This window comes from Clostridium cylindrosporum DSM 605 (genome assembly GCF_001047375.1).
Classification (GTDB): domain Bacteria; phylum Bacillota; class Clostridia; order Clostridiales; family Caloramatoraceae; genus Clostridium_AB; species Clostridium_AB cylindrosporum.
This window is the reverse complement of record NZ_LFVU01000004.1, coordinates 185242-208032: the sequence shown is the minus strand read 5'-3', so window position 1 is coordinate 208032 and position 22791 is coordinate 185242. Positions and strand designations below refer to the sequence as shown.

Below are 22791 nucleotides of genomic sequence, written 5' to 3'. Positions count from 1 at the left end.
GGTTTAACCCTCAGAGGAATCATCAGAAGAATCATCTGAAGAGTTAGACCCTTTTTTAGAATTAGACTCTGAAGCAGATTTAAGAGACTCGGCTTGTGCAGCTATAGTTTGCAAATTAGAGGATAAGGCACCGAAGAAGTTTCCAAGTACATTTTGTTGATCAGCATCTGTAACCTCAGCAATTTGAAGAGAAATTGTTGTAGCAAGTAGTATTAGTTCATTAGGACTTAATGAGAAAAAACCACGCATATCATTCACCTCTAAATAAATATATGTAAATAATATCTTGGATATATCAAATACTATAATGAAATTTAATTTATAAAGAAAACCTTGGGATTTTTAGACATTCTAAGAGATTTAAAGCAATGTTACATAAATCAATACATATAATAGAATAATAGTAATTATGTATTTCACAACTAAACATATATTAGATATAATATATATATTACAATATTTTTAATATTCTAAATTTATTTAGTATAGGAGTGATACTTATGAAACTCGTAATAGCAATTGTTCATGATGATGATGCTAACGAATTAATCGGGAAATTAAATAAAGCAAATTATCAAGTAACTAAACTTTCAACTACTGGAGGGTTTCTTAAATCAGGAAATACTACTCTTTTAACAGGGGTTGAAGATGAAAGAGTTAAAGATGTAAAAGAAATCATAAGAGAAGTATGTAGAACTAGAGAAACAACAGTTGCGCCACCTAACTCTCTAATTGGAGGAGGAGGAATGTTCATGCCATCTCCTGTTAAAGTTGCAATCGGCGGAGCAACTATATTCGTTCTTAATGTAGAAGAATTTGAAAAGGCATAAAGGATTTATACTAATTTTATTTATTAGGCTGTTGATGGAAAGTCAATGGCCTTTTTTATGTGGGATAGGGTGTCCTGCAAGGATGTGTTGCCTTTATCTAAAACGACGAGACCATTTCCCAGAGCTTCTAATCCGTAGAAATAGCTATAGAATAAGAACTAAGTCTCAAACCGCTTCGCTTCACGACTTATTTCTAATTCTATAGCTATTTCCTCAGATAAGAAGCTCTAGTTCAGGGCTCTATTGCTTTAGACAGGGACAACACATACTTGCAGAGAGACCATCCCTACAGAACAGGCTTTTTAAGAATTTAGTTTATGAAATAGAAGGTATTTTAATCTCTGAGTGGTGCTTATTTATAGTCTTAATTATTTGGATTATATACTTCTTTAAAAATGCTGACTTAAATGATAAGGTCTTTGATAGATTTAAAAAAGAATAGAAATAATAAAACTTAACACGGTTATATTAATTTATATAAAACATTAAGAAATTAAACCAAAACAAAAATCTTCCATCGATCAACCTATAATTAAACAGAAGAAGTATCATTGCAAAGAGTGGAGTTAAGGCCTAAATCAATAGAGTGAAAAGCTAGAGATTCTTATCTGTTTAAATTTACATAGATTTAGTAAGGAAGCATGTTTGAGCGAAGCGAGTTTGCGCCGCACTTAATCTATGTAAATTTGAGCAGATTAGAAGCTCTTCTTGAAGAACTCGTCGATTTAGGCCTTAACTCTACTCCTTGCAGAATCGCGATGTTTCTATAGAGTGTGGCTTAAAAATCTTTAAAAGTATATAATATAACTATGAAGCTTATATGGAGGATTAACAATGTTTGATATACTAGGGCAGGAAGTTTTAAAGGATTTATTTAGGGCATCTATTAATAAGGATAGAGTATCTCATTCCTATCTTATAGAAGGGGAAATGGGACTTGGGAAGATGGAGATGGCAAAGTTTATAGCTGCATCTCTGCTATGCACATCCCTTGATTCAAATGGAGCATGTACTCTATGTTCTAACTGTAAAAGAATAGATAAGTTAAGTCATCCAGACCTTAGGGTTATAGATGAGGATACTGTTAAAATAGATACTATAAGGTCTTCAATTGAAGAGGTTCATAAGAAGCCATACGAGGGAAGACGTAAGGTCCTTATTATAAAGAATTTCCACACAGCAACTACAGAAAGCCAAAACGCAATCCTAAAAACCCTAGAGGAACCTCCAAATACAGCAACAATTATACTTCTAGCAGAAAACACCCTTAATATATTAGATACTATTAAATCAAGGTGTCAGATACTTAAGGTTTTTAGAGTAGATACATCTCTAGTAAGGGAGAGACTAATAGCTCTTGGAATAGATGAGAAGAAAGCAGATTTTGCATCTCTTTATAGTGAGGGAAATTTAGGTGTAGCCCTTCGTGCATGTAGTGATGAGTTTTTAAAACTTCGTGAAGAGATTATAGATATGGGACTTAATATATTTAGTTGTGGTAGGTTTAAGGCTCTAGAGTATGGAGAGTCACTTATGAAGCACAAAGATAATATTAAGGAGGTTCTTAACATATTTACCTCCTTATATAGAGATATAATTATGCTTAAACTAAAGGAAAACAATGACAATGTAATAAATAGGGATAAATTAGAAATATTAGTTGAGGAAAGCTACAGATTATCTTATAATAAATTAGATAAGTCGCTTAGAGTAATTAAAGAGACTAGAGATAAGTTAACAAGGGATACTAACTTTCAGCTAACTATGGAAGTTATGATACTTAGTATACAGGAGGCAAAATAAATTATGATAACAGTTGTAGGTGTTAGATTCAAAAAAGCAGGTAAGATATATTACTTTGATCCTGATACAATTGATATAAAAAAAGATGATAAGGTTATAGTAGAAACTGCTAGAGGACTTGAATTTGGTGATGTTGTTATTGGACCAAGACAGGTTACTGAAGAATCAATTGTAGCACCTTTAAAGAAGGTTATTAGAGTGGCTACTGAGGCAGATATCAACAAGAACAAAGAGAATAAAATAAAGCAAGAAGAAGCTTTAAGTATTTGTCTTGAGAAGGTAGTGAAGCATGGACTTCCTATGAAGCTTATAGACGTTGAATACACCTTTGACAACAGCAAAATCATATTCTATTTTGTAGCAGATGGAAGAATAGATTTTAGAGAACTAGTTAAAGACCTTGCATCTATATTTAGAACGAGAATAGAACTTCGTCAAATAGGGGTTAGAGATGAATCCAAGGTTATTGGAGGGCTTGGTCCTTGTGGAAGAAGCATGTGTTGTTCAAGTTTCCTTGGAGATTTTGAGCCTGTATCAATAAAAATGGCAAAGGAACAAAATCTATCACTTAATCCCACTAAGATTTCAGGGGTATGTGGTAGACTTATGTGCTGTCTAAACTATGAACAAGAGACATATGTACACATAAGAAAGAGACTACCGAAGCCATCTTCTATAGTTTCTACTCCAGATGGAATAGGTGAAGTTGTTGAGAATAATGTTCTAAAGGAAACACTTAAAGTTAAAGTTAAAGCTGATAAAGATGCCTTTGAAATCAGACAGTACGATCTTAAGGACGTTAAGATGAAAAAAGGCGAGTTTGAACACATAGAACTTTCTGAGGAAGAAATCAAAAAAGAGCTTAAGAAATTAGGAGATGTCGATGACGTTAAAAGTATTTCTAATCTTTTAAAGGAATAGTTTAGAATGCTTTAAAGCTTATTTATATATACCTAATTTAACTTAATTCATAGTGATATTAGGCTACTTAAACTTACCTATGTAATTTTTAAGTAGTCTTTTATAGTTTTAACTGTATTACTACATCACACTAATAGACAAGAAATTAATAAGAGGAATATAATGTTTATGTAAATTAATATATTATATTAAGCTTCATTACAACTTGGAGGAAGATATGAAAAAACTTATATATATGCTTACAGCAGCAATTTTATCAATCGGATTTACAGGATGTTCAACAAGTAGTAAAATAGACACGAAAAAAATAGAGGTAAATAAAGAGGTTAATGAGGTTAAAGGGCAAGATAAACAGGAGGCTCCGAAATTTGAACTGTTAGATGCAAATGGAAAGAAACAAGTTTCAACAGATTATCTTGGAAAGGTTTTAGTTGTAAACTTTTTCAATACATGGAATGCTGACAGTATAAAGGAAATCCCTGAATTTATGAAGGTAGGAAATACCTATAAAAAAGAGGGTGTTGAAATCTTATTTATTAATTCAGGAGAGAAAGGTGAGGATGTTACTCAGTTTATAAGTGATAACCCTATAGCATCTTTAAACGTATTGCTAGATTTAAATAGCGAGGTTACTAAAAAGTATGGAGTAGATTCATCACCTACTACCTATGTAATAGATAGAGATGGATATATATTTGCAAGATTTGCAAAAACTATTTCAAAGGATGAGCTTATAAGTACAATAAAGTCTGTACTATAAGGAAGGTGAATATATGCTAAACCCAGGAGAAAAGATAGAAGATTTAGAACTTAAAGGACTTAAAATAATACAAAATAAAGAGTGGTTTTGTTTTGGAATTGATGCTGTACTTTTAGCAGACTTTGCAAATGCTAAAAAGGATAGTAGAGTAGTTGATTTCGGAACAGGAACAGGAATACTCCCACTTCTTATGGAGGGAAGATACTCTCCAAAGGAGATAGTTGGAGTTGAAGTTCAAGCTGAGGTTGCTGAAATGGCTAATCGTAGCATAGAACTTAATGATCTTCAGGATAAAATTAAGATAATAAATGAGGACATTAAAAACTACAAAGATATAGGATGTAATTACTTCGATGTAGTAGTATGTAATCCTCCATATAAGAAGGATAATACAGGAATTAAAAATCCTACAGATAAAAAGGCAATATCTCGCCATGAGATATTAGTTAATCTTGATGAAATTATACTTTCTGCATCTAAGGTCCTAAAAAGTGGAGGAAAGCTTTACATGATTCATAGACCAGAGAGGCTTTCACATATTCTAGTAGCACTTAATAAATACAAATTTGCACCTAGAAGAATTAGATTTATACATCCAAATATAAATAAGAAGCCTACAATGCTTCTTATTGAGGCTGTACGCAGCGGAGGAGACTTTTTAACTATAGATAGCCCATTATATGTATATAATGAAGATGGAAGCTACACAGATGAAATAAATAGAATTTACGGTAGGTGATTAAATGGGAGAGTTATACCTAGTTGCAACACCAATAGGTAACCTTAAGGACATAACCCTTAGGGCAATAGAGATTCTAGGTGAAGTAGATTTAATTGCTGCAGAGGATACAAGACAAACTCTAAAGCTTCTAAATCATTTAGGAATAAAAAAGCCACTTATAAGTTATCATCATCACAATAGACGTGAAGCAGGTGAAAAGCTTATAAAAAGGCTTCAAGAAGGAAATAAAATAGCACTTGTATCAGATGCAGGAACTCCAGGTATATCTGACCCTGGAGAGGATATTGTAAAGCTTTGCGTTGAAGAAGGGATAGAGGTTTACGCTTGTCCTGGACCAGTTGCAGGAATATATGCACTAACAGTATCAGGCCTTAGTACTGATAAATTTGTATTCGAAGGCTTCATAGAAAGAGATGGTAAGGGTAGACGTGAAGACCTTGAAAGGCTTAAAGCAGAAACAAAAACTATGATTCTATATGAAGCACCACATAGACTACAAAAAACCCTAAGTGACATATACGAATATGTTGGAGATAGAAGAATAGCTATATGTAGAGAGTTAACTAAAAGGCATGAACAAATACTAAGACTTACTGTAGGTGAGGCTATAAAATATTATGAGGAGAATAATCCTAAGGGAGAGTTTGTACTTATTCTTCAAGGATTAACTCAAGAAGACATAGATAAGGAAAGAGAAGAGAGATACGAAAATCTTTCTATAGTTGATCATATACTTAAGTACATAGAGGAAGGGAATTCTAAGAAAGACGCTATAAAACTTGTTTCTAAGGAAAGAAAACTTCCAAAGTCAGAGGTATATAAAGAAAGTTTAAAAATTGAGAATTAAATATTTAAATAACCAAAGCCCAAGATACAGTTTATGTATTTTGGGCTTTGGCTTCATAGAAAGTACCACTTTTAAATAAGCTTAATTTATCTAAGTATTTTAAGTATGTATAACATACTGTTCATTCGTTTAATTATGTAGTTAATAAAGAATTACTTAAGTTCAGCTAAACAAGCTTGGCAAATGTTCTTACCCTTGAAGTTCTCAACGTCCTTAGCATTTCCACAGAAAATACAAGCTGGTTGATATTTCTTAAGAATGATTTGCTCACCATCAACATATATTTCAAGTGCATCCTTTTCAGCGATTTCAAGTGTTCTTCTTAATTCTATTGGAATAACTACTCTTCCTAGTTCATCTACTCTTCTAACTATACCTGTTGATTTCATAACAAATATTCCTCCCCTTTGTGTAACAATCTTCGACATTTTTCATCAATATGAATAATAACAAAAATACCAATTAAAGTCAACCCTTTATTAAACGTTTTCTTAAAATAATTGATTTTTTGGGATAAATTATACAATGGTAATACCTATTTGGAACCAAATCATGTAATTATTTAACACAATAATCAATAAAATCTCTATAATTAACAAATTTATTCTTATTTGTTAAGTAATAAAAGACTATATAAGTAATATATTTACTGACAAAATTTTATTTTTTACCAATAATTTAATTAAAAGGTTCGACAAAATTCTACATGAATATTTTGAAAATTATATAAATTAGATATGATAAAAAATAGGCACTAGATTTAGCGCCTATACAACTTTCTTTATTTTTTTATTTATATTTATTTTAAAATCAAAGGGAGTAGTAGCTACACTAAAATAACATACATTATCTCCGATATCTGATGTCCAACAATAATTATCTATATTTATATTGTCTATTTTAACAGAACTAACATTTTCAACTGTACCGTATTGAGAGAACCATCTAAGAACCTCTTTTAGGCTCATGTTTTCTGTTAAAGTATATATATCCTTCTTTTGTGCATAGAGACTATATAAAGCGAACTTTCTTTGGACAGAGCCATACCTATTCTTGAAAAGTATAAGGTCATCAAAGTACTCTACACATCTACTACTGTCAGGTTTAAAAAGCTCATAAACTCCACAAAAGTTTCTCTTTAAAATTCTAATGTCCTCTTCAGTTATTTCAACATTAATGTGACTACCCTTTTTAAGAGTGGCAACCTCATCTGGTTTAAATATCAACACAGACACCTCCAAATTAAATTTAGTCACTTCAAAAGATGTCTTACAATATATATATACTTATTCTAACATAAATAAGAATGTTTTAAATTAAATAAAAGTAAAAAAAATTCAAAATATTATTCACGCAAATCTAACATTAATAAAAAAAGCAATATAGCTTTGTCTTCTTATTTAATAAATCGTAACATTTCCTGTTTAGTTTATACATTATAGTGATAATTATGTAAAATATTTTAAATATAGTGGTAAAGTTTCCAAAATAGGAACATATACATAGAGAATGAAAGTAGGATTAAATCATTATACAGAATTTAAAATATGCCTATGCATAATTAAAATAGGAAGGTGGATGGTAAATGATAAATGTTATTTGGTTTGTAATGATTGTACTTGGAATAATAAGCTTTCTTATTAAGGGGGAAGCCACTTTGATGGTAGAGACTATAGGTTCTTCAGCTGAAAAGAGTATTAAATTACTTGTAACTCTTGGTGGTATGATGGCTGTATGGAGTGGAATTATGAAAATATGTCAAGCTTCATCATTAGTTGACCTATTATCAAAGGCACTGTCACTACCTATGAGATTCTTATTTAGGGGACTATATCAAAAAAGCCCTGAGGCTCAAGGAAACATAATTATGAATATAGCATCTAATATGATGGGTCTTTCAAATGCAGCAACACCATTTGGAATAAAGGCAATGGAAAGCCTTCAAAAGATAAATCCAAATAAGGAGAGGGCATCTGACTACATGGTAACATTTTTAATTGTTAACTCTGCCTGCATTCAGTTTCTACCGACAACAGTAATTTCTATAAGAGGTAGTCTTGGAAGTGCAAACCCTTCAGACATAATATTACCTACAATTCTAGCAACAGGTGCTTCACTTATTATAGGACTTTTTGCATCATCACTTCTTAGAAGATTTTACAGGTAGGAGGGATAAAAATGTCACAGTACATAGTTCCAATTATGATTCTTTGTATATTATTTTTCGCAGTATTTAAAAGGGTTAAGGTTTTTGAAGAGTTTGTTGATGGTGCAAAGGATGGATTCAAGTCAGTAGTAAAGATAGCACCATTTCTATTAACAATGCTATTTGCAATAGATATATTTAGACAATCTGGAGCCCTAGAGTGGTTACTATCATTTTTCGCACCATTAGCAAAACTTATTGGAATACCTGAGGGGGTAGTTCCGATGATAATTATAAAGCCACTATCAGGGAGTGCATCACTTGGAGTTATGACAGATATAATGAATACATATGGAGTAGACTCAATAGAAGGGAAAATAGCCTCTGTTTTAATGGGGTCTACAGAAACAATATTCTATACATTATCAATATACTTTGGGGCACTTGGAATTAAGAAAATAAGACACTCACTATCAGCTGCACTTATAGCGCATATTTTAGGAAGTGTTGCTACAGTTTACATATGTTATGCTTTCTTCGCATAAAAAAATAATTCCTTCACGGGGGGGCGGAAGGAATTATTTTGGGGGGTATTTATTAATTTTTTACTATCATTTTGGGAAAATGATTTTTACAAAAACAATAAGAAGTAAAAGGGAGTACTTAATATTGCCTTTGTATTATTAGTATAGCCATAATTAGAAGAGTTATACATAAAGTAGAAAAAATTTTTATGTGGGAAGGTGTCCTTCGAGATGTATTGTCCCTGACTAAAACGACGAGATCTTCCAATAGAGCTTCTAATCTATCCAAACATCCATAGATTAAGTGCGGCGCAAACTCGCTTCGCTCAAACATGCTGCCTTACTAAATCTATGAATATTTGAACAGATAAGAAGCTCTAATTTTTGACTCTATTGATTTAGTAAGGGACAACACATCTCAGAAGAGAAACTTCCCTTACATAACATAATTTTATTGGAGAAGAAGTGTTTCTACGGATTTTGTTTTTATATAACATAATTAAAAACTTTAAGTAACTTAGTTAGAACCTCATTAACAGTAAGAAATGCATTAGGTTCATATACATTAAGAGTATAGGAATCACCTGTTACGTTTCCTTTTCTAACGGATTTAATGATAATTTCATCCTTTCCATCACCGTTTATGTCTAGAACGTTTTCAACTTGATTTACTTTGTATGTGTAAAGTGAACCTCTTCTAGCGCCTAGGTTATACTTAAGCTTACCATCTTTAGTGAATATTTTACTTAATTGAATTCTTCCAGCGTTAAAGGTCATGTTTGCTCTTTTTACATCTGATAAGACAAAATATTCCTTACCTTTAAGATTTATTTTCTCAAAGGTAGATGCAGAGTCAATACTAATAGGGTTCTTTGCTAAAAAGTGCATGGAGTTATTAAATTTATATTTATAAAGTAGTTTAGGATTAGATCTTGTAAGAATATATAGATAATCATCAACTAAAAACTGTTCTGGGGATATATCTTCACCTATTTTGCCTTTATATACACTAGTTATATCATTACCTATGTGAAAGATTTCAGCATAACCATTATTACAAATAACAACAATTGACTGGATGCCATTTAGTATCCCTACTTTAAGGTCAATTGGTGTATTTAGGCTAGAATCAGTAGAGTGAATTATATTGCCGTAACTATCTACTATATGAAGCTTCTTATCCTTAGTAAGGTATGTAAGAAGCTTTTTTCCATTTAAGCTTACAGTATCGATATACTCAGCCTTGTAGGGTAGAGTGTACAAATATTCACCGATTATATCCTTGCCCCTTGGTTTCATCATATACACCTCAGTTGTACTGTCCTTAGGAGAAATTTTAATAAGGGTGTCACGGGAGCCTATGGTTATAACTTCAGTAAACTTCATACCTATAGTTGACTTAAAAAGTCCCTCTTGGCTTTTTATAGTATTTAAATCAGAATCAAGATTGTTATAATACTCACTTGAAGTATACTTCTTAGTAAATCCAATCATACCTACATGATTCATAAGAAACTTAGTAGTAAAGTTTCCTATAGAGAGTACAGTTAGTAGGACCGTTAGTATCAACATATAGGATGAGGGCTTCTTTAAGGGAAGTCTAGAGTCATTAATAGACTTATCATGAGGCTTTTTATCATGCCTTTTTTTTCTAGATATATAGATGATTTTAACACCTGCCATCTTATCATGGAGACATTGAGAGTGGTCTCCACCTAGGGCAAATAAATAACCTATATAAAAAGGTCTTGAAGCTATTCTATAAAGTTCCCTCTTAAGAACTGTCTTAAAATCATGTCTACTTAAAGAAAGTCCTAAAACCTTCATACCTAAAGTAGCCCCTAAAAGACAGCTTGTAATAATCCTATATGTAAAAAGGATAAGAAGACTTAAAATAATAGAGTAGTAGGACAAACCTCCTAATATGTATACACATGCTGTGTAAAATATAATATCAATAATATAAGAACCTGCTCTTAAAGATAAAAAGATTAATTTCATATACATCACCTTATACTATTTTTACAGAATTGAGGATGAAATATACATTGGGAGGGTGGTGCGCCTTGCAGTAGTGTAGCCTAGGATTAAACCGACGAGATCTTCGAGAAGAACTTCTAATCCCCACAAATGCTCTGAGACTAAGATCGACGCAAACTCGCTTCGCTCAAACATGCTGCCGAACTAAGTCTTAGAGCATTTATAAGGATAAGAATTTCTAGCTCTTGCCTCTATGGTTTAACCCTAGGATACACTATTTGCAAAGAAACTATCCCTATATAACAATGTTTAATTTCACTTTTGAGAGAGGGTTTTAGTATAATATGTATATGAATGAAAATAGATAGGGGAGGAAATATTATATGAAAAATAAATTCCTTGACTATGGATCATATTTAGGGGTTTTATTAATACTTTTGGGAGCATTATATCCAATGGGACTTGCATCTAGAAGTATATATTTAGTAGCTATGATAGGAGCTATTATTTTAACTGTGTGTAGGGTTATGAAAAGTGATTAAAAGAGATTATTATTTTTCAGTGTCATAGCAGAGGCGTAAATATAATGATAATTTAACAAGAACTTCACTTGTTCATAAAATTACTCTATTAAAATAAAAACATAAAGTAATAGTCAAGAACGAATACTTTAATCGATAACTTCATCAAAATATAGATATATAAAAGATTCCAATCCCCCTAATATCTCTTATTGTGATTAAAGCAAGTGTTTTGTTATGTGGGGAAAGTTTCTTTGCAAGGATGTGTTGTCTGCGACTAAAACAATAGAGCCAAAAACTAGAGATTCTTATATGTATAAATGTTATTAAACTTAGTAAGGAAGCATGTTTGAGCGAAGCGAGTTTGCGCCGCACTTAGTTTAAGAAGATTTATACATATTAGAAGATCTGTTTGAAGGTCTCGTCGGATTAGGCGGAGACAACACATCCTTGCAAGACACCTAACCTCACATAAAAAACCCTAGCTGAATACATCAACTAGGGATTTTCTATTACATCTTAAATCTATTCACATTATCCATAAGTTTTTGACTTGAATCTGTTAAGTTATTTAATGAGTCAGCAATGTTTTTAGCTGATTGTCCCATTTCTCCAGTTGAAGCAGCAATTTCCTCAGATGAGGCTGATACTTCCTGTGCGATTCCTGATGCGCCTTCTACCTTTTCTAGGATTGTTTCCTTACTTACGTTTAATTCAATAACAGATGATGTTGCAGCATCCATCTTAGGGGTTATCTCCTTTACAGCGTCTGTAATTAGTTCAAAGGACTTTATGGCTGTACTTATGCTACCTTCTTGGGTGTTTATTTCTTCATTAACCGTGTTTGTAGTTTTAACCATAAGGTCTGTGTCCTTAGATATTTCCATTACTATTTTAGAGATATTAATTGATGAAGCCTTGCTTTGTTCTGCAAGTTTTCTTATTTCATCTGCAACCACTGAGAAGCCTCTGCCTGATTCACCGGCTCTAGCAGCTTCGATTGCTGCATTAAGGGCAAGTAGGTTGGTTTGCTCAGAGATGCTGTTTATAAGGTTTGTTATTTCATTTATTTTTACTACATTAATTTCAACATTTTGTGTTTTATTAATAAGATCCTTAAATGCCTCATTAACATTTTTAACTGAGTTAACAACGTTATCCATGTCTACGCTGCTACTATCAGCCATATCCTTTATGTTTGTTGTGTTTTTGTCTACATCCTTTATTAAAGTAGTCATTTCATCAAGCTTTGAACTAAATGCTTCAACAATTTGTGTTATGTCGATTAAATCACCAGCTTGTTCAGTATTGCCTTTAGCTACGTCACTAGTTGCAATACTGATATTTTCGCTTGAAGCCATAAGTTCCTTAGATACAATGTGTAGCTGCTCAGTTTGGTCATTAATGTTAATAGAACTTATTTTTATATCATCAAGCATTGATAGAATAGAGTGTTTCATAGTATCAATTGCCTTAACCATTTTTCCTATTTCATCTTTTCTATTAAGAAGCTTATCAGGAATAGTTCCTGTTAAGTCACCATCTGCTATAAGTGATAGTTCATTAACAGATGCGTTTATAGGTTTTGAAATAGAACTTGATATAACATAAGCAAGTAGTGTACCAAGTGCTAAGAAGATTATAGACACTATACCTATACTTATGTTTAGTTTGTTTAACTCACCAAGTAGTTCACTTGACTCAATAACTGTTGCAATAGACCATCCAGCGGTTTTGATAGGGGCATACCCAACATATTCTTCAATGCCATTTTTTACGAATCTGCCTACGCCAGTTTCTCCTGCAATCATTTTCTTTTCTATGTCTACAACATCATTAAGAGATGGGTCTTTTTCTAGGTTTTTAATGTTATTATTTTGGGATAAAACAAGCTCTGAGTTATTGTCTGCAATCAGTGTTCCCTCAGTACTTAGCATATAGGTTTGTCCTGTTACACCTAGTTTTATAGGCTTTGTGTAACTACTAAGTTCATCACCACTTCTTACAGCATTAATAACTCCAATTACATTACCATTCTTTTTTATTGGAACATCATAAAGAACTATTAACTTTCCATTGTTCTTACTAATCATAGGATTAGATACGTTACTGACTCCGCCTAGGGCCTTTTTAAAATGCTCCTGTTCCTTGATGTTAAACTTATTTCCAGATGTATTTAAGGCATTTCCATTTACATCAACTAAGGTCATATCTATATGATTACTTCTTTTTACTTCTTCCTTTAGTACTTGCATTTTTTGCTCTATTGCTATCTTTTCATCGCTTAGAATAGGGTTTGTTGCAAGTAATTCAAGTACTTTAAGTTCCTCTTGAATTCCACTTTCTACCGTAGAAGCTGCTTGCTTAGCTACTTCTGGTAATGTTTTATTTGCAGTTTTTATTATAGATTGTTTGGAAACTATAATTGATATTAAAGATAGTCCTAAACATATCAATACTATTAGCATTATTATGCTTACTAGCATTTGTTGCTTTAGGCTTTTAAATTGTACTAGTTTCATAACATTACCCCCAAATAAATATTTTAAAAAAATATTAATAATATCGTAAATCTTCAAAACATAATACAAAGTAGGACTAGTATGTAAAAACTTCAAATACTATAACAAAGGTATCCTGAAAAAGACCTATTATAATTAATTAATCTTAAATTTTGTTACATTGTTCATTAATTTTTGGCTCATATCTGATAATAATGCAAGTGAATCTTCAATATTTTTAGCTGATGTACCCATGTCCGCAGTAGAAGCTGCTATTTCCTCAGAGGATGCTGATACTTCCTCAGCAATTGCAGATGCGCCTTCTACCTTAGATAGAATTACTTCTTTACTTTCGTTTAAGTGCGCTATTGATTTGTTAGCTTCATGCATTTTAGGAGTAATATCGTCTACAGCCTGTGTAATAGTCTTAAAGGATTCTATAGCTGTGTATATATTCTCTTCCTGAGCGCTAAGTTCTGTATTTACTATATCAGTAGCATTTGCCATACGCTCTGTATCTGTGGAAATTTGTTCGATTAAGCTTGAAATATTAACCGATGAGGTTTTACTTTGTTCAGCTAGCTTCCTTATTTCGTCGGCTACCACTGAAAATCCTCTACCAGCTTCTCCAGCTCTTGCTGCTTCGATTGCTGCGTTAAGTGCTAATAAGTTAGTTTGATCTGAAATTTGATTTATTAGATTAGTGATTGTGTTAATTTTTAGAATGTTTTCTTCGACGTTTTTCGTTTTTATAATGAGGTCCCTAAATACCTCATTAACATTTTTTATAGATATTACGAGATTATCCATGTCTATACTACTATTATCGGCCATATTTTTAATATCTACGGTACTAGTATCAACATTTTTTATAAGGTCGATCATATCACTTAGTTTATTGCTAAAGTCTTCAATTATAGAGGTTATGTCAACAAGATCACCTGCTTGTTCTGTATTTCCCTTAGCAACATCATTTGTTGCAACAGTTATATCTTCACTTGATGAAGCTAATTCCTGGGAGATTCCATGGATAGTGTTTATTTGTTGATCTATGCTTGATGAGCTGCCTTCTACATCATGTAACATGTGTAAAATTGATTCCTTCATAGTGTTTATAGCCTTAACCATACTTCCTATTTCATCTTTTCTAGAAAGAAGCTTATCTGATATCTCTCCAGTTAAGTCTCCGTTTGCAATAGTCTCAAGTTCACTTACAGAATTATTAATAGGTTTTGTAATAGACTTTGAAATTAAATATGCAATTGCAGCACCGATTATGATAAATAAAATGGACACAACTACTATACTTTTTGTTAGTGTAGTAATTGAAGCTAGAACCTCACTTGACTCAACATCTATTCCAAGTGACCAACCTGCACTTTTTATAGGAGAATAACCTATATAGTGTTCAACTCCATTAGACTTGTATTTAGCAGCGGATTTTTTTCCTGAAACCATTTCTTTTTCAATATCTGCAATTTCCTTTAGAGATGAATCCTTCTCAGAATTTTTTATGTTATTGCTTTGAGACATTACAAGATCCTTATTTTCACTTGCAATTAATGTACCATCCTTACTTATAATATATGCTTTACCTGTTTTTCCGAGATTAATAGAACTTGTATAAGCACTTAATGCATCACCGCTTCTAACTGATTGTAAAACCCCTACTAAGGAACCATTTTTTATTATAGGAACAGAATATATAACTATGAGTTTACCATTAGCTTTACTAATTAAAGGATCAGAAACGTTAGGTGTACCTGATATTGCCTTTTCATATCCTATTTGACCCTTAGAATTAAAAGTGTCACCACTAGTATTAATGCCATTACCAGCAGCATCTACTATAGCCATATCTAAATGTCCACTTCTAGTTTTTTCTTTGTTTAGTAGCTCCATTTTAATGTTTATAGGAGCCTTTTCATCACCTAAAGTAGGATTCAGAGAAAATAGTTCTAATACTTTAAGTTGTTGGTTTATCTCAGCTTCTATAGTTTTTGAAGCTTGATCTGCTATTTCAGGTAGATCAGTATTTACTGTTTTTATAATAGCATTTTTAGATATTATATTTGAAATTATAGCTATACCTAAACATACTATAGTTATCAGTAGAATTATACTTAACAGCATTTGTCTACTTAAACTTTTAAATTGAATTTTTAGCATTTGTATTACCCCCTTTAAATAAATATTAAAAATAAATCAAAAAAATTAGTTATCGACTAAAATAGAAGCGTTTATAATAATTTTCGATTAAAAATGTAAAAAATATATATGTATATCGACTTTATACAGTAAAAAAGTGAAAATACTGTTGAAACAGTTGGAATTTGCTCGACAATTAAGAATATTATAGTGAATTTGTTCAAAATAATTCGCTATTTGTAACAGTGAAAATTAGGCTAGAGTTGTAATTGACTCTATTTACATTTTGATATAACATAATGATAAGAGAATTCTTTTTATCCGATAACTTAGCTACGCTAAGTTCCTGGATAAGGACATCTAAGAATCCGTTGGAGTAAAACTACTACTGATTTAAGAATTCTGTTTATAGCTACGAAGGAAAGAGTACTATAATGTGTATCTTCAAGAGAGTCGGGTTAGGTGAAAGCCGATAGAATGTGTATTATAGGAAGATGGCTCCTGAGCTTTTTGGCTGAATCTAATTTAGTTTAGGTCAAAACGGTTGCACCGTTATAGCACTTAAGGTCATTAAGATGAATTAGGGTGGTAACGCGGCGCTTCGCCCCTAGGATACTAGGGGTGGGGCTTTTTTATTTTTAAGTAACTTTTAGGGGAAACCCTATATAGAATGGAGGAATAATAATGACAAAGAAACCTTTTTACATTACTACTCCTATATATTATCCAAGTGATAAACTACATATAGGAAATACATATTCAACAGTTATTGCAGATGCAATTGCTAGATACAAAAGACTTGCAGGATACGATGTTATGTTCTTAACTGGAACAGATGAGCATGGTCAAAAGATTCAAAGAAAAGCAGAGGATAAAGGGGTAACTCCTAAGGAATACGTAGACGAGATAGTAGCTGGTATTCAAGACCTTTGGAAGGTAATGAATATATCTAATGACAAGTTCATAAGAACAACTGATGATTATCATATAGCAGCAGTTCAAAAGATATTCAAAAAACTTTATGATCAAGGTGATATATACAAGGGGCATTATGAAGGAAAGTATTGTACACCTTGTGAAACTTTCTTCACAGAAACACAATTAGTAGATGGAAAATGTCCAGACTGTGGAAGAGATGTTGAAGAGGCTAAGGAAGAAGCATACTTCTTTAAGCTATCTAAATACCAAGATAGACTACTTAAGCATATAGAAGAAAACCCAGGGTTCATAGAACCAGTTAGTAGACAAAACGAAATGATAAACAACTTCATAAAGCCAGGACTTGAGGATTTATGTGTATCAAGAACTACATTTAACTGGGGAATTCCTGTAACATTTGATACTGACCACGTTGTATATGTTTGGATAGATGCACTTTCAAACTACATAACAGCACTTGGGTATAGTTCAGAAAATGAAGAAATGCTAGAAAAGTTCTGGCCAGCAGATGTTCACATAGTAGGAAAAGATATTATAAGATTCCATACTATTATATGGCCATCTCTATTAATGGCACTAGACATGCCACTACCTAAAAAGGTATATGGACATGGTTGGCTATTAGTTGACGGTGGAAAAATGTCAAAGTCAAAGGGTAATGTAGTAGACCCAATTCTACTTTCAGAGCACTTCTCAGTAGACGCTGTTAGATACTACCTACTTCGTGAAGTATCATTTGGAAGTGACGGACAATACACAAGTGAAAACTTCATAAAGAGAACAAACTCAGACCTTGCAAATGACCTTGGAAACCTTGTTTCAAGAACACTTCAAATGATAGTAAAATACTTTGATGGTAATATCTCAAAGGGACTTATTGAAGATGAATTTGATGAAGCTTTAAAGAGTTTTGCAGAGGAAACTGTTAATAATGTGGATAAGTTCATGGACAATTTAAAGGTTAATGATGCTGTTGAATCAGTTATGAAGCTTGTAGCTAGAGCGAACAAGTATATAGATGAAACTGCACCATGGGTACTAGCGAAGGATGAAGCAAATAGTGAAAGACTAAAGGGTGTACTATACAACCTAACTGAAGCTATAAGATTTATAAGCACACTTATATCACCATTCCTTCCAGACACAGCAGTTAAGATAAACTCACAGTTCAAGTTTGAAGAAAATATTCTTACACTAGACAGCATAAAAGTATTCGGGGATATAGACTTTAACCTAAGCATTGAAAGAGGAGAAGTAATGTTCCCAAGAATAGACGTAGAAAAGAAGCTAGAAGAACTAGACAAGATAAGAGAAGAAATGCTAAAGGCTCAAGGAGTAGAAAAGAGAGAAATAATCCCTATAAAAGAAGAGATAACAATAGATGACTTCTCAAAGATAGACCTTAGAGTAGTAAAGGTACTAGAGTGCGAAAAGGTAAAGAAAGCTGATAAGCTACTTAAGCTAACAGTGGAACTAGGAGGAGAAACTCGTACAATAGTTTCAGGAATAGCTAAGCACTATGCACCAGAGGACATAATAGGTAAAAAGGTTATACTAGTAGCTAACCTAAAGCCAGCAAAACTACGTGGAATAGAATCACATGGAATGATACTTGCAGCATCAACAGATGATGATTCAATACTAGAAATTCCAATGATAAATAAGGATATTCCATCAGGAAGCCAAGTAAGATAGATATAAAAATTTAAGGCCGCTTACATGAAAATGTCAGCGGCCTTCTTTTATGTAAATTTGAATAGTTTAAAGTGGGGTTGAAAATGCTCAAAAGGTACCGAATTTGGATTTGTTAAATCTACAAATATAGAATCCAAAAATTATGAAATTAATATTATTATAGAATTTATATGTTAAGGATTTTTTTGTATTTACAGATATTTTTATGAATCAAAAAATACATACCAAAAAAAGCGTATATATAATAGAAGGGATTTTTTTAAATAAGGCCATATTACATTTATTAGAAGTGGGGATAATTAGTATATAGTTGATAGTTTTTACAATTTAAATCAATATATAGTTTTTATATATGTTCTAGGTAATTAAAAAATTAAAAACTAAACCTCGAATTTAAAAGTTGTTTTAGATACACATCCTTACAAGAGCGCAAACCTAGATGAAAAACAAACTTAAAAAAATTTTTTTAAACAATTGTAAATAAAAACTTTAAAGATTTGAAAAATGTTGTGTAGAAAATTGAAGTGAATATTTTTACAGTATTATCTGAATATTATGACATAGATAATTGTAAAGTTTTGGATGAAATTTTGTGTGGATAATTGTGGTAAATAAGTTTTAGGTTATTTGTGATTTACTGTAAATAAAGGCTTTGACAATCTCTCCTGTTATTTAGAGTTATCCACATGGGTAAAATAGCCATTTTCAAATTATGTTGAATTTCACAAAAAATATGCAGTGATAATATTATGTCATAACTTAGGACAAAATGTAAAAAAATGTGTTAAAAGGCAGGAAATTTTGGTTATTGTTAACAAAATGTTCACACACTATACTGATTTGTAAATTTGCCTTTTAATTCTCTTACTGTTATAATGAGCGAAGTAAATAAATTAGGCTAGTTTTCTGACAGTGTTACAAGCGCAAAAGGAGAATTTAAGTTATGATATTTGATTCACATGCTCACTATGATAGTGAGATGTTTAATGAAGACAGAAACGATGTTATAGATAAGATAAATAAAGCAGGGGTAACTAGAGTACTTAATTGTGCAGCGAATCTTAAGGGCTGTGAAGATACTCTAAGTCTTACTTCAAAACATGATTTCTTCTATGGTGCACTAGGAGTGCATCCACACGATGCAGAGGAGCTGCTAGGTGGTATTAACATACTAGGGGACATGTTTGGTAAGAGTGATAAGATACTTGCTGTAGGAGAAATTGGACTTGATTACTACTATGACATTTCAGATAGAGAGATACAGAAAAAAATATTCAGAGAACAAATGGTACTTGCAAGGGATTTAAATCTTCCAGTAGTGATACACGACAGAGACGCTCATGAGGACACATTAAAAATCTTAAAGGAATTTAAGAGCGTCAAAGGGGTACTTCATTGCTACTCAGGAAGCCCGGAATTTGCGAAGGAAGTACTAAAACTTGATTATTATCTTGGTTTCACAGGTGTGATTACATTTAAGAATGCTAGAAAATCTCTAGAGGTATTAGAACAAACTCCTCTAGACAGAATATTGGTTGAGACAGATTGTCCATACCTAACACCTGTTCCTAATAGAGGAAAAAGAAATGATTCCTCTTACTTAATTCATACTTTAAATGTTATGGCTAAGACCATAGGAAAGACTTACAACGAGACATGTCAACTAACATTTGAAAATGCCTCAAATCTATTTGGTTTAAAATAGATGGAATACTTTTGCTGGTTTACTAATAATATATTTAGTAAATGCCAATAGGCTTATGAATTTTGATACGTACCCCTAAATTGAGTAACCGAGAATTATCAAGGTGAAGAAGAGAAGAGGCCTATCTCTATCTTCAGTCAACGAAAGGGAGGTAAAAATATGACTAAACTAAAGGAAACACTAAAAGGACCCTCGGGGCAGAAGATTCTTATCGCATCATTAATTCTAATGCTTGTGGTTTCATTCTTCGTAATCGCAGGGAAAAGAAAAAAAGTAACACTAGCATATGATGGAAGGATAGACATCCTTACAACAAACAAAAGCACAGTTAAGGGACTTATCGAGGCACAAAATATAGTGCTAGATAAAGAAGATAAGATATCCCATTCACTAGATAGTAACCTGGAAAAGGATATGAAAATAAGTATAAAAAGAGCAGTTCCTATAAAGGTTGAAGAAGCAGGAAAGCTAAAGGAAATAAAAACAACAGCTACTACTGTTTCTGATATGCTAAAGGAAGAAAAGTTGAGCATTAGTGCTCTAGACAAAATTAATCCAGGTGTGACAGCGAAAATTCAACCAAACATGAAGATAAATATAACTAGAGTAACTGAGAAATTAGAAGCAAATTCAGAGACTATTCCTTATACTATAAAAAAGCAAGATGATAAGTCACTTTCACCAGGAACAACAAAGGTTGTTAAAGAAGGTGCTAACGGTAGACGTGAAATAGTCTTTAAGTCAGTATACGAAAACGGAAAATTAATTAGTAAACAAAAGATAGAAGAAAAGATAGTTGTAAAACCAGTAAATAAGTTAATAGCATCAGGACCTAAGAAGGTAGTCCTAACAGCCTCAAGAGGGGGATTGGACTTCACATATAAGAGTATTATGACAATGACTGCTACAGCTTATTCACAGGCACCATACGACCCAACTGGTGGAGGAAGTATAACAGCATCAGGTACTAAGGTTATAAGAAATCCTAAAGGTATTAGTACTGTTGCAGTTGATCCAAGAGTAATTCCACTAGGAACAAAGGTTTATGTTGAAGGGTACGGAATGGCAATAGCTTCAGACACAGGGGGAGCTATTAAGGGCAACAAAATAGACTTATACTTTAACCCAGGCTCAGAATATGAGAGATGGGGTAAGAAGACAGTTAAGGTTTACATTATAAAATAGTGTATAGAACCCTCAGGGATAGATGAGAGAATCCCTGAGGTTTTTTTTTATAAATTTATAATTATGCCAAAATAGTATTGTATGATAATGCGAAGGTTTTACAAATTAATGCTAAATTTACTAAATAGTAAACAGAAATTATATTAGAATATTCTATTTGAATGAATTTTAAATGTTTGATAAAATTTGGAATGTGATAAAAATAATAATTATGCATTAAAAGTAATAAAAATTAATAGAGATGATCAATATTAGGGAGTTTTTTAATTTATTTAAAGTACCTAAGGTAGTTATATTTGCAACTGTTGTAATTGTTGCTGTTATCCTATGAGATTTTTAATAAAAGAAGGATTTCAGAATAATTATTCTCAAATAGAATACAACGCTGTTATTAGCAATAAAAAATGTCTTAAGTGCGGGGTATGTATTAAAAGATGTCCAATGAAAGCTATAACTAAAGAATAAGGACATATTAATATCAAAAGTGATAAATGCATTGGATGTGGACTTTGTGAAAGTAAGTGCCCAGTAAGTGCAATTACAATGGTGAAAATTTAAAATATGGAGGGGTAAAATATGAAAAGAATAATTACTTTTTTAATTTTAGTGGTTTTTTCAATATCATTAATTGGATGTTCATCTAACAAAGAAGTTAGTTCAACATCTACTTCTAATGAAAAAACAGGAAAGGTTATAGTTTCAACTATGACAGATACTGAAGGTAGTACTCTAGGACAAATTATTGTACAAGCCCTAAAAGCAAATGGATTTGAAGTAGAAGATAATACAGGAACTTTAGGTAGTACTAAACTTAATAGAGAAGCTGCAATTCAACGTCAAGCTGATATAACAGTAAGTTATACAGGAAGTGGAATGTACTACATGGGAGATAAAACAAATGTAAAAGACCCAGCATGGAGAAAATTAGAAGATGGGTATAAACTTATTCGTGATTTTGATAAAAAGCAAAATAATCTAGTTTGGCTATCCCCAGCTAAGGCTAACAACACTGAACTTATAGCTGTTACTGATAAATTTGCAAAAGAAAACAATATAAAAAACATGAATGACTTTGCTAAGTATGTAAATAAAGGTGGAAAAGTAAAGTTAGCAACACTTGCCTATTGGGCTGAACCAGATGGTGGATTAGGAGACCTTGAAAAGGCATATGGATTTAAACTTAAAAAAGAACAGTTAGTACTTGGAGAGTTTAAAGCAGAGCAAGTAGCCAGTGGTGTAGATGGTCTAAACAGTATTATGGTATTTACAACTGATGGGATATTAAAGGAATTAGGTATGTATATCATAGAAGATCCACTTAAAATCCCACCATATTATGCTCCAACTCCAGTAGTTTCAGGTGAAACTCTAGAAAAGTATCCACAGATTTCAAAAATATTAAATCCTATATTTGAAAATATGACTACAGATGAATTAATGACAATGAATGCAAAGGTACTATCTAAGGGTGCAAGTGGTGAAGAAGTAGCTAAGGAGTATCTAAAGCAAAAGGGCTATATTAAGTAGTGTTTTAAGGAGAGTAA

21 protein-coding genes and 1 other annotated feature are annotated in these 22791 nt (G+C 32.1%); of the genes, 15 read left to right on the top strand and 6 right to left on the bottom strand.

The features are described from left to right. Nucleotides 1-3 precede the first annotated feature (3 nt). Nucleotides 4-249 (bottom strand): hypothetical protein, encoded by a 246-nt coding sequence (locus CLCY_RS13830; protein WP_048569671.1) that lies wholly within the window; start codon nucleotides 247-249, stop codon nucleotides 4-6. A 251-nt stretch (nucleotides 250-500) separates the two neighbouring features. On the opposite strand from CLCY_RS13830, the gene CLCY_RS03080 reads away from it, so the two are divergent. The 6 genes from CLCY_RS03080 to rsmI all read left to right on the top strand — a co-directional run bounded on the left by CLCY_RS03080 (nucleotide 501) and on the right by rsmI (nucleotide 5903). Continuing rightward, nucleotides 501-830, top strand: a complete 330-nt coding sequence (locus CLCY_RS03080) for a cyclic-di-AMP receptor (RefSeq protein WP_048569670.1) — start codon at nucleotides 501-503, stop codon at nucleotides 828-830. An 834-nt stretch (nucleotides 831-1664) separates the two neighbouring features. Next, complete coding sequence (locus tag CLCY_RS03075) at nucleotides 1665-2633, top strand: DNA polymerase III subunit (protein WP_048569669.1); 969 nt, start codon at nucleotides 1665-1667, stop codon at nucleotides 2631-2633. A 3-nt stretch (nucleotides 2634-2636) separates the two neighbouring features. Continuing rightward, nucleotides 2637-3554, top strand: a complete 918-nt coding sequence (locus CLCY_RS03070; RefSeq protein ID WP_048569668.1) for a PSP1 domain-containing protein — start codon at nucleotides 2637-2639, stop codon at nucleotides 3552-3554. A 217-nt stretch (nucleotides 3555-3771) separates the two neighbouring features. Continuing rightward, entirely contained in the window at nucleotides 3772-4314 is a 543-nt protein-coding gene (locus CLCY_RS03065) for a TlpA family protein disulfide reductase (protein ID WP_048569667.1), read from the top strand. Nucleotides 4315-4327: 13 nt separating this feature from the next. Next, nucleotides 4328-5053 (top strand): tRNA1(Val) (adenine(37)-N6)-methyltransferase, encoded by a 726-nt coding sequence (locus CLCY_RS03060; RefSeq protein WP_048569666.1) that lies wholly within the window; start codon nucleotides 4328-4330, stop codon nucleotides 5051-5053. A gap of 4 nt (nucleotides 5054-5057) precedes the next feature. Continuing rightward, nucleotides 5058-5903, top strand: coding sequence for a 16S rRNA (cytidine(1402)-2'-O)-methyltransferase (rsmI, locus tag CLCY_RS03055; RefSeq protein WP_048569665.1), 846 nt, complete (start codon nucleotides 5058-5060; stop codon nucleotides 5901-5903). Nucleotides 5904-6055: 152 nt separating this feature from the next. On the opposite strand, the gene CLCY_RS03050 is transcribed toward rsmI, so the two are convergent. Both CLCY_RS03050 and CLCY_RS03045 read right to left on the bottom strand, forming a co-directional pair. Beyond that, entirely contained in the window at nucleotides 6056-6292 is a 237-nt protein-coding gene (locus CLCY_RS03050) for an AbrB/MazE/SpoVT family DNA-binding domain-containing protein (RefSeq protein ID WP_048569664.1), read from the bottom strand. A gap of 378 nt (nucleotides 6293-6670) precedes the next feature. Beyond that, a complete protein-coding gene (locus CLCY_RS03045; RefSeq protein WP_152668081.1) occupies nucleotides 6671-7132 on the bottom strand; it encodes a hypothetical protein in 462 nt (153 codons plus the stop codon). Nucleotides 7133-7488: 356 nt separating this feature from the next. Between CLCY_RS03045 and CLCY_RS03040 the strand changes: the two genes are divergently transcribed. Together CLCY_RS03040 and CLCY_RS03035 are read left to right on the top strand one after the other, a co-directional pair. Next, a complete protein-coding gene (locus CLCY_RS03040; RefSeq protein WP_048569662.1) occupies nucleotides 7489-8070 on the top strand; it encodes a nucleoside recognition domain-containing protein in 582 nt (193 codons plus the stop codon). A gap of 11 nt (nucleotides 8071-8081) precedes the next feature. Further along, nucleotides 8082-8594 carry a spore maturation protein gene (locus CLCY_RS03035; protein WP_048569661.1) on the top strand — a complete coding sequence of 171 codons (513 nt, stop codon included), beginning with the start codon at nucleotides 8082-8084 and terminating at the stop codon, nucleotides 8592-8594. A gap of 465 nt (nucleotides 8595-9059) precedes the next feature. Here CLCY_RS03035 and CLCY_RS03030 read toward each other — a convergent pair whose 3' ends face one another. Continuing rightward, on the bottom strand, nucleotides 9060-10574 hold the full coding sequence (locus CLCY_RS03030) for an RDD family protein (protein WP_048569660.1): 1515 nt from the start codon (nucleotides 10572-10574) through the stop codon (nucleotides 9060-9062). Between the two features lie 362 nt (nucleotides 10575-10936). Between CLCY_RS03030 and CLCY_RS13725 the strand changes: the two genes are divergently transcribed. Beyond that, nucleotides 10937-11095, top strand: a complete 159-nt coding sequence (locus CLCY_RS13725; protein ID WP_161797099.1) for a hypothetical protein — start codon at nucleotides 10937-10939, stop codon at nucleotides 11093-11095. Nucleotides 11096-11586: 491 nt separating this feature from the next. Here CLCY_RS13725 and CLCY_RS03025 read toward each other — a convergent pair whose 3' ends face one another. Both CLCY_RS03025 and CLCY_RS03020 read right to left on the bottom strand, forming a co-directional pair. After that, nucleotides 11587-13596 carry a methyl-accepting chemotaxis protein gene (locus CLCY_RS03025; RefSeq protein WP_048569659.1) on the bottom strand — a complete coding sequence of 670 codons (2010 nt, stop codon included), beginning with the start codon at nucleotides 13594-13596 and terminating at the stop codon, nucleotides 11587-11589. Between the two features lie 135 nt (nucleotides 13597-13731). Then, nucleotides 13732-15744, bottom strand: coding sequence for a methyl-accepting chemotaxis protein (locus CLCY_RS03020; protein ID WP_152668080.1), 2013 nt, complete (start codon nucleotides 15742-15744; stop codon nucleotides 13732-13734). Between the two features lie 384 nt (nucleotides 15745-16128). Next, nucleotides 16129-16335: a binding site (T-box leader), on the top strand. 72 nt (nucleotides 16336-16407) lie between these two features. Here CLCY_RS03020 and metG point away from each other — a divergent pair. From metG to CLCY_RS03000, 6 genes are all read left to right on the top strand, one after another. Next, complete coding sequence (gene metG / locus CLCY_RS03015; protein ID WP_048569657.1) at nucleotides 16408-18357, top strand: methionine--tRNA ligase; 1950 nt, start codon at nucleotides 16408-16410, stop codon at nucleotides 18355-18357. Nucleotides 18358-19300: 943 nt separating this feature from the next. Beyond that, on the top strand, nucleotides 19301-20062 hold the full coding sequence (locus CLCY_RS03010; RefSeq protein WP_048569656.1) for a TatD family hydrolase: 762 nt from the start codon (nucleotides 19301-19303) through the stop codon (nucleotides 20060-20062). Between the two features lie 159 nt (nucleotides 20063-20221). Beyond that, a complete protein-coding gene (locus CLCY_RS14035) occupies nucleotides 20222-21247 on the top strand; it encodes a 3D domain-containing protein (protein WP_048569655.1) in 1026 nt (341 codons plus the stop codon). Between the two features lie 327 nt (nucleotides 21248-21574). Then, nucleotides 21575-21712 (top strand): 4Fe-4S binding protein, encoded by a 138-nt coding sequence (locus CLCY_RS14145; protein ID WP_082141679.1) that lies wholly within the window; start codon nucleotides 21575-21577, stop codon nucleotides 21710-21712. A gap of 6 nt (nucleotides 21713-21718) precedes the next feature. After that, complete coding sequence (locus tag CLCY_RS14140; protein ID WP_082141684.1) at nucleotides 21719-21805, top strand: 4Fe-4S binding protein; 87 nt, start codon at nucleotides 21719-21721, stop codon at nucleotides 21803-21805. Nucleotides 21806-21823: 18 nt separating this feature from the next. After that, complete coding sequence (locus CLCY_RS03000) at nucleotides 21824-22774, top strand: glycine betaine ABC transporter substrate-binding protein (RefSeq protein WP_048569654.1); 951 nt, start codon at nucleotides 21824-21826, stop codon at nucleotides 22772-22774. Nucleotides 22775-22791 lie beyond the last annotated feature (17 nt).

Bases quoted from the DNA above. Each gene is read 5' to 3' on its own strand.
- CLCY_RS13830 (WP_048569671.1), bottom strand. From the start codon at position 249: ATGCGTGGTTTTTTCTCATTAAGTCCTAATGAACTAATACTACTTGCT.
- CLCY_RS03080 (WP_048569670.1), top strand. From the start codon at position 501: ATGAAACTCGTAATAGCAATTGTTCATGATGATGATGCTAACGAATTA.
- CLCY_RS03075 (WP_048569669.1), top strand. From the start codon at position 1,665: ATGTTTGATATACTAGGGCAGGAAGTTTTAAAGGATTTATTTAGGGCA.
- CLCY_RS03070 (WP_048569668.1), top strand. From the start codon at position 2,637: ATGATAACAGTTGTAGGTGTTAGATTCAAAAAAGCAGGTAAGATATAT.
- CLCY_RS03065 (WP_048569667.1), top strand. From the start codon at position 3,772: ATGAAAAAACTTATATATATGCTTACAGCAGCAATTTTATCAATCGGA.
- CLCY_RS03060 (WP_048569666.1), top strand. From the start codon at position 4,328: ATGCTAAACCCAGGAGAAAAGATAGAAGATTTAGAACTTAAAGGACTT.
- rsmI (WP_048569665.1), top strand. From the start codon at position 5,058: ATGGGAGAGTTATACCTAGTTGCAACACCAATAGGTAACCTTAAGGAC.
- CLCY_RS03050 (WP_048569664.1), bottom strand. From the start codon at position 6,292: ATGAAATCAACAGGTATAGTTAGAAGAGTAGATGAACTAGGAAGAGTA.
- CLCY_RS03040 (WP_048569662.1), top strand. From the start codon at position 7,489: ATGATAAATGTTATTTGGTTTGTAATGATTGTACTTGGAATAATAAGC.
- CLCY_RS03035 (WP_048569661.1), top strand. From the start codon at position 8,082: ATGTCACAGTACATAGTTCCAATTATGATTCTTTGTATATTATTTTTC.
- CLCY_RS03030 (WP_048569660.1), bottom strand. From the start codon at position 10,574: ATGAAATTAATCTTTTTATCTTTAAGAGCAGGTTCTTATATTATTGAT.
- CLCY_RS13725 (WP_161797099.1), top strand. From the start codon at position 10,937: ATGAAAAATAAATTCCTTGACTATGGATCATATTTAGGGGTTTTATTA.
- CLCY_RS03025 (WP_048569659.1), bottom strand. From the start codon at position 13,596: ATGAAACTAGTACAATTTAAAAGCCTAAAGCAACAAATGCTAGTAAGC.
- CLCY_RS03020 (WP_152668080.1), bottom strand. From the start codon at position 15,744: ATGCTAAAAATTCAATTTAAAAGTTTAAGTAGACAAATGCTGTTAAGT.
- metG (WP_048569657.1), top strand. From the start codon at position 16,408: ATGACAAAGAAACCTTTTTACATTACTACTCCTATATATTATCCAAGT.
- CLCY_RS03010 (WP_048569656.1), top strand. From the start codon at position 19,301: ATGATATTTGATTCACATGCTCACTATGATAGTGAGATGTTTAATGAA.
- CLCY_RS14035 (WP_048569655.1), top strand. From the start codon at position 20,222: ATGACTAAACTAAAGGAAACACTAAAAGGACCCTCGGGGCAGAAGATT.
- CLCY_RS14145 (WP_082141679.1), top strand. From the start codon at position 21,575: ATGAGATTTTTAATAAAAGAAGGATTTCAGAATAATTATTCTCAAATA.
- CLCY_RS03000 (WP_048569654.1), top strand. From the start codon at position 21,824: ATGAAAAGAATAATTACTTTTTTAATTTTAGTGGTTTTTTCAATATCA.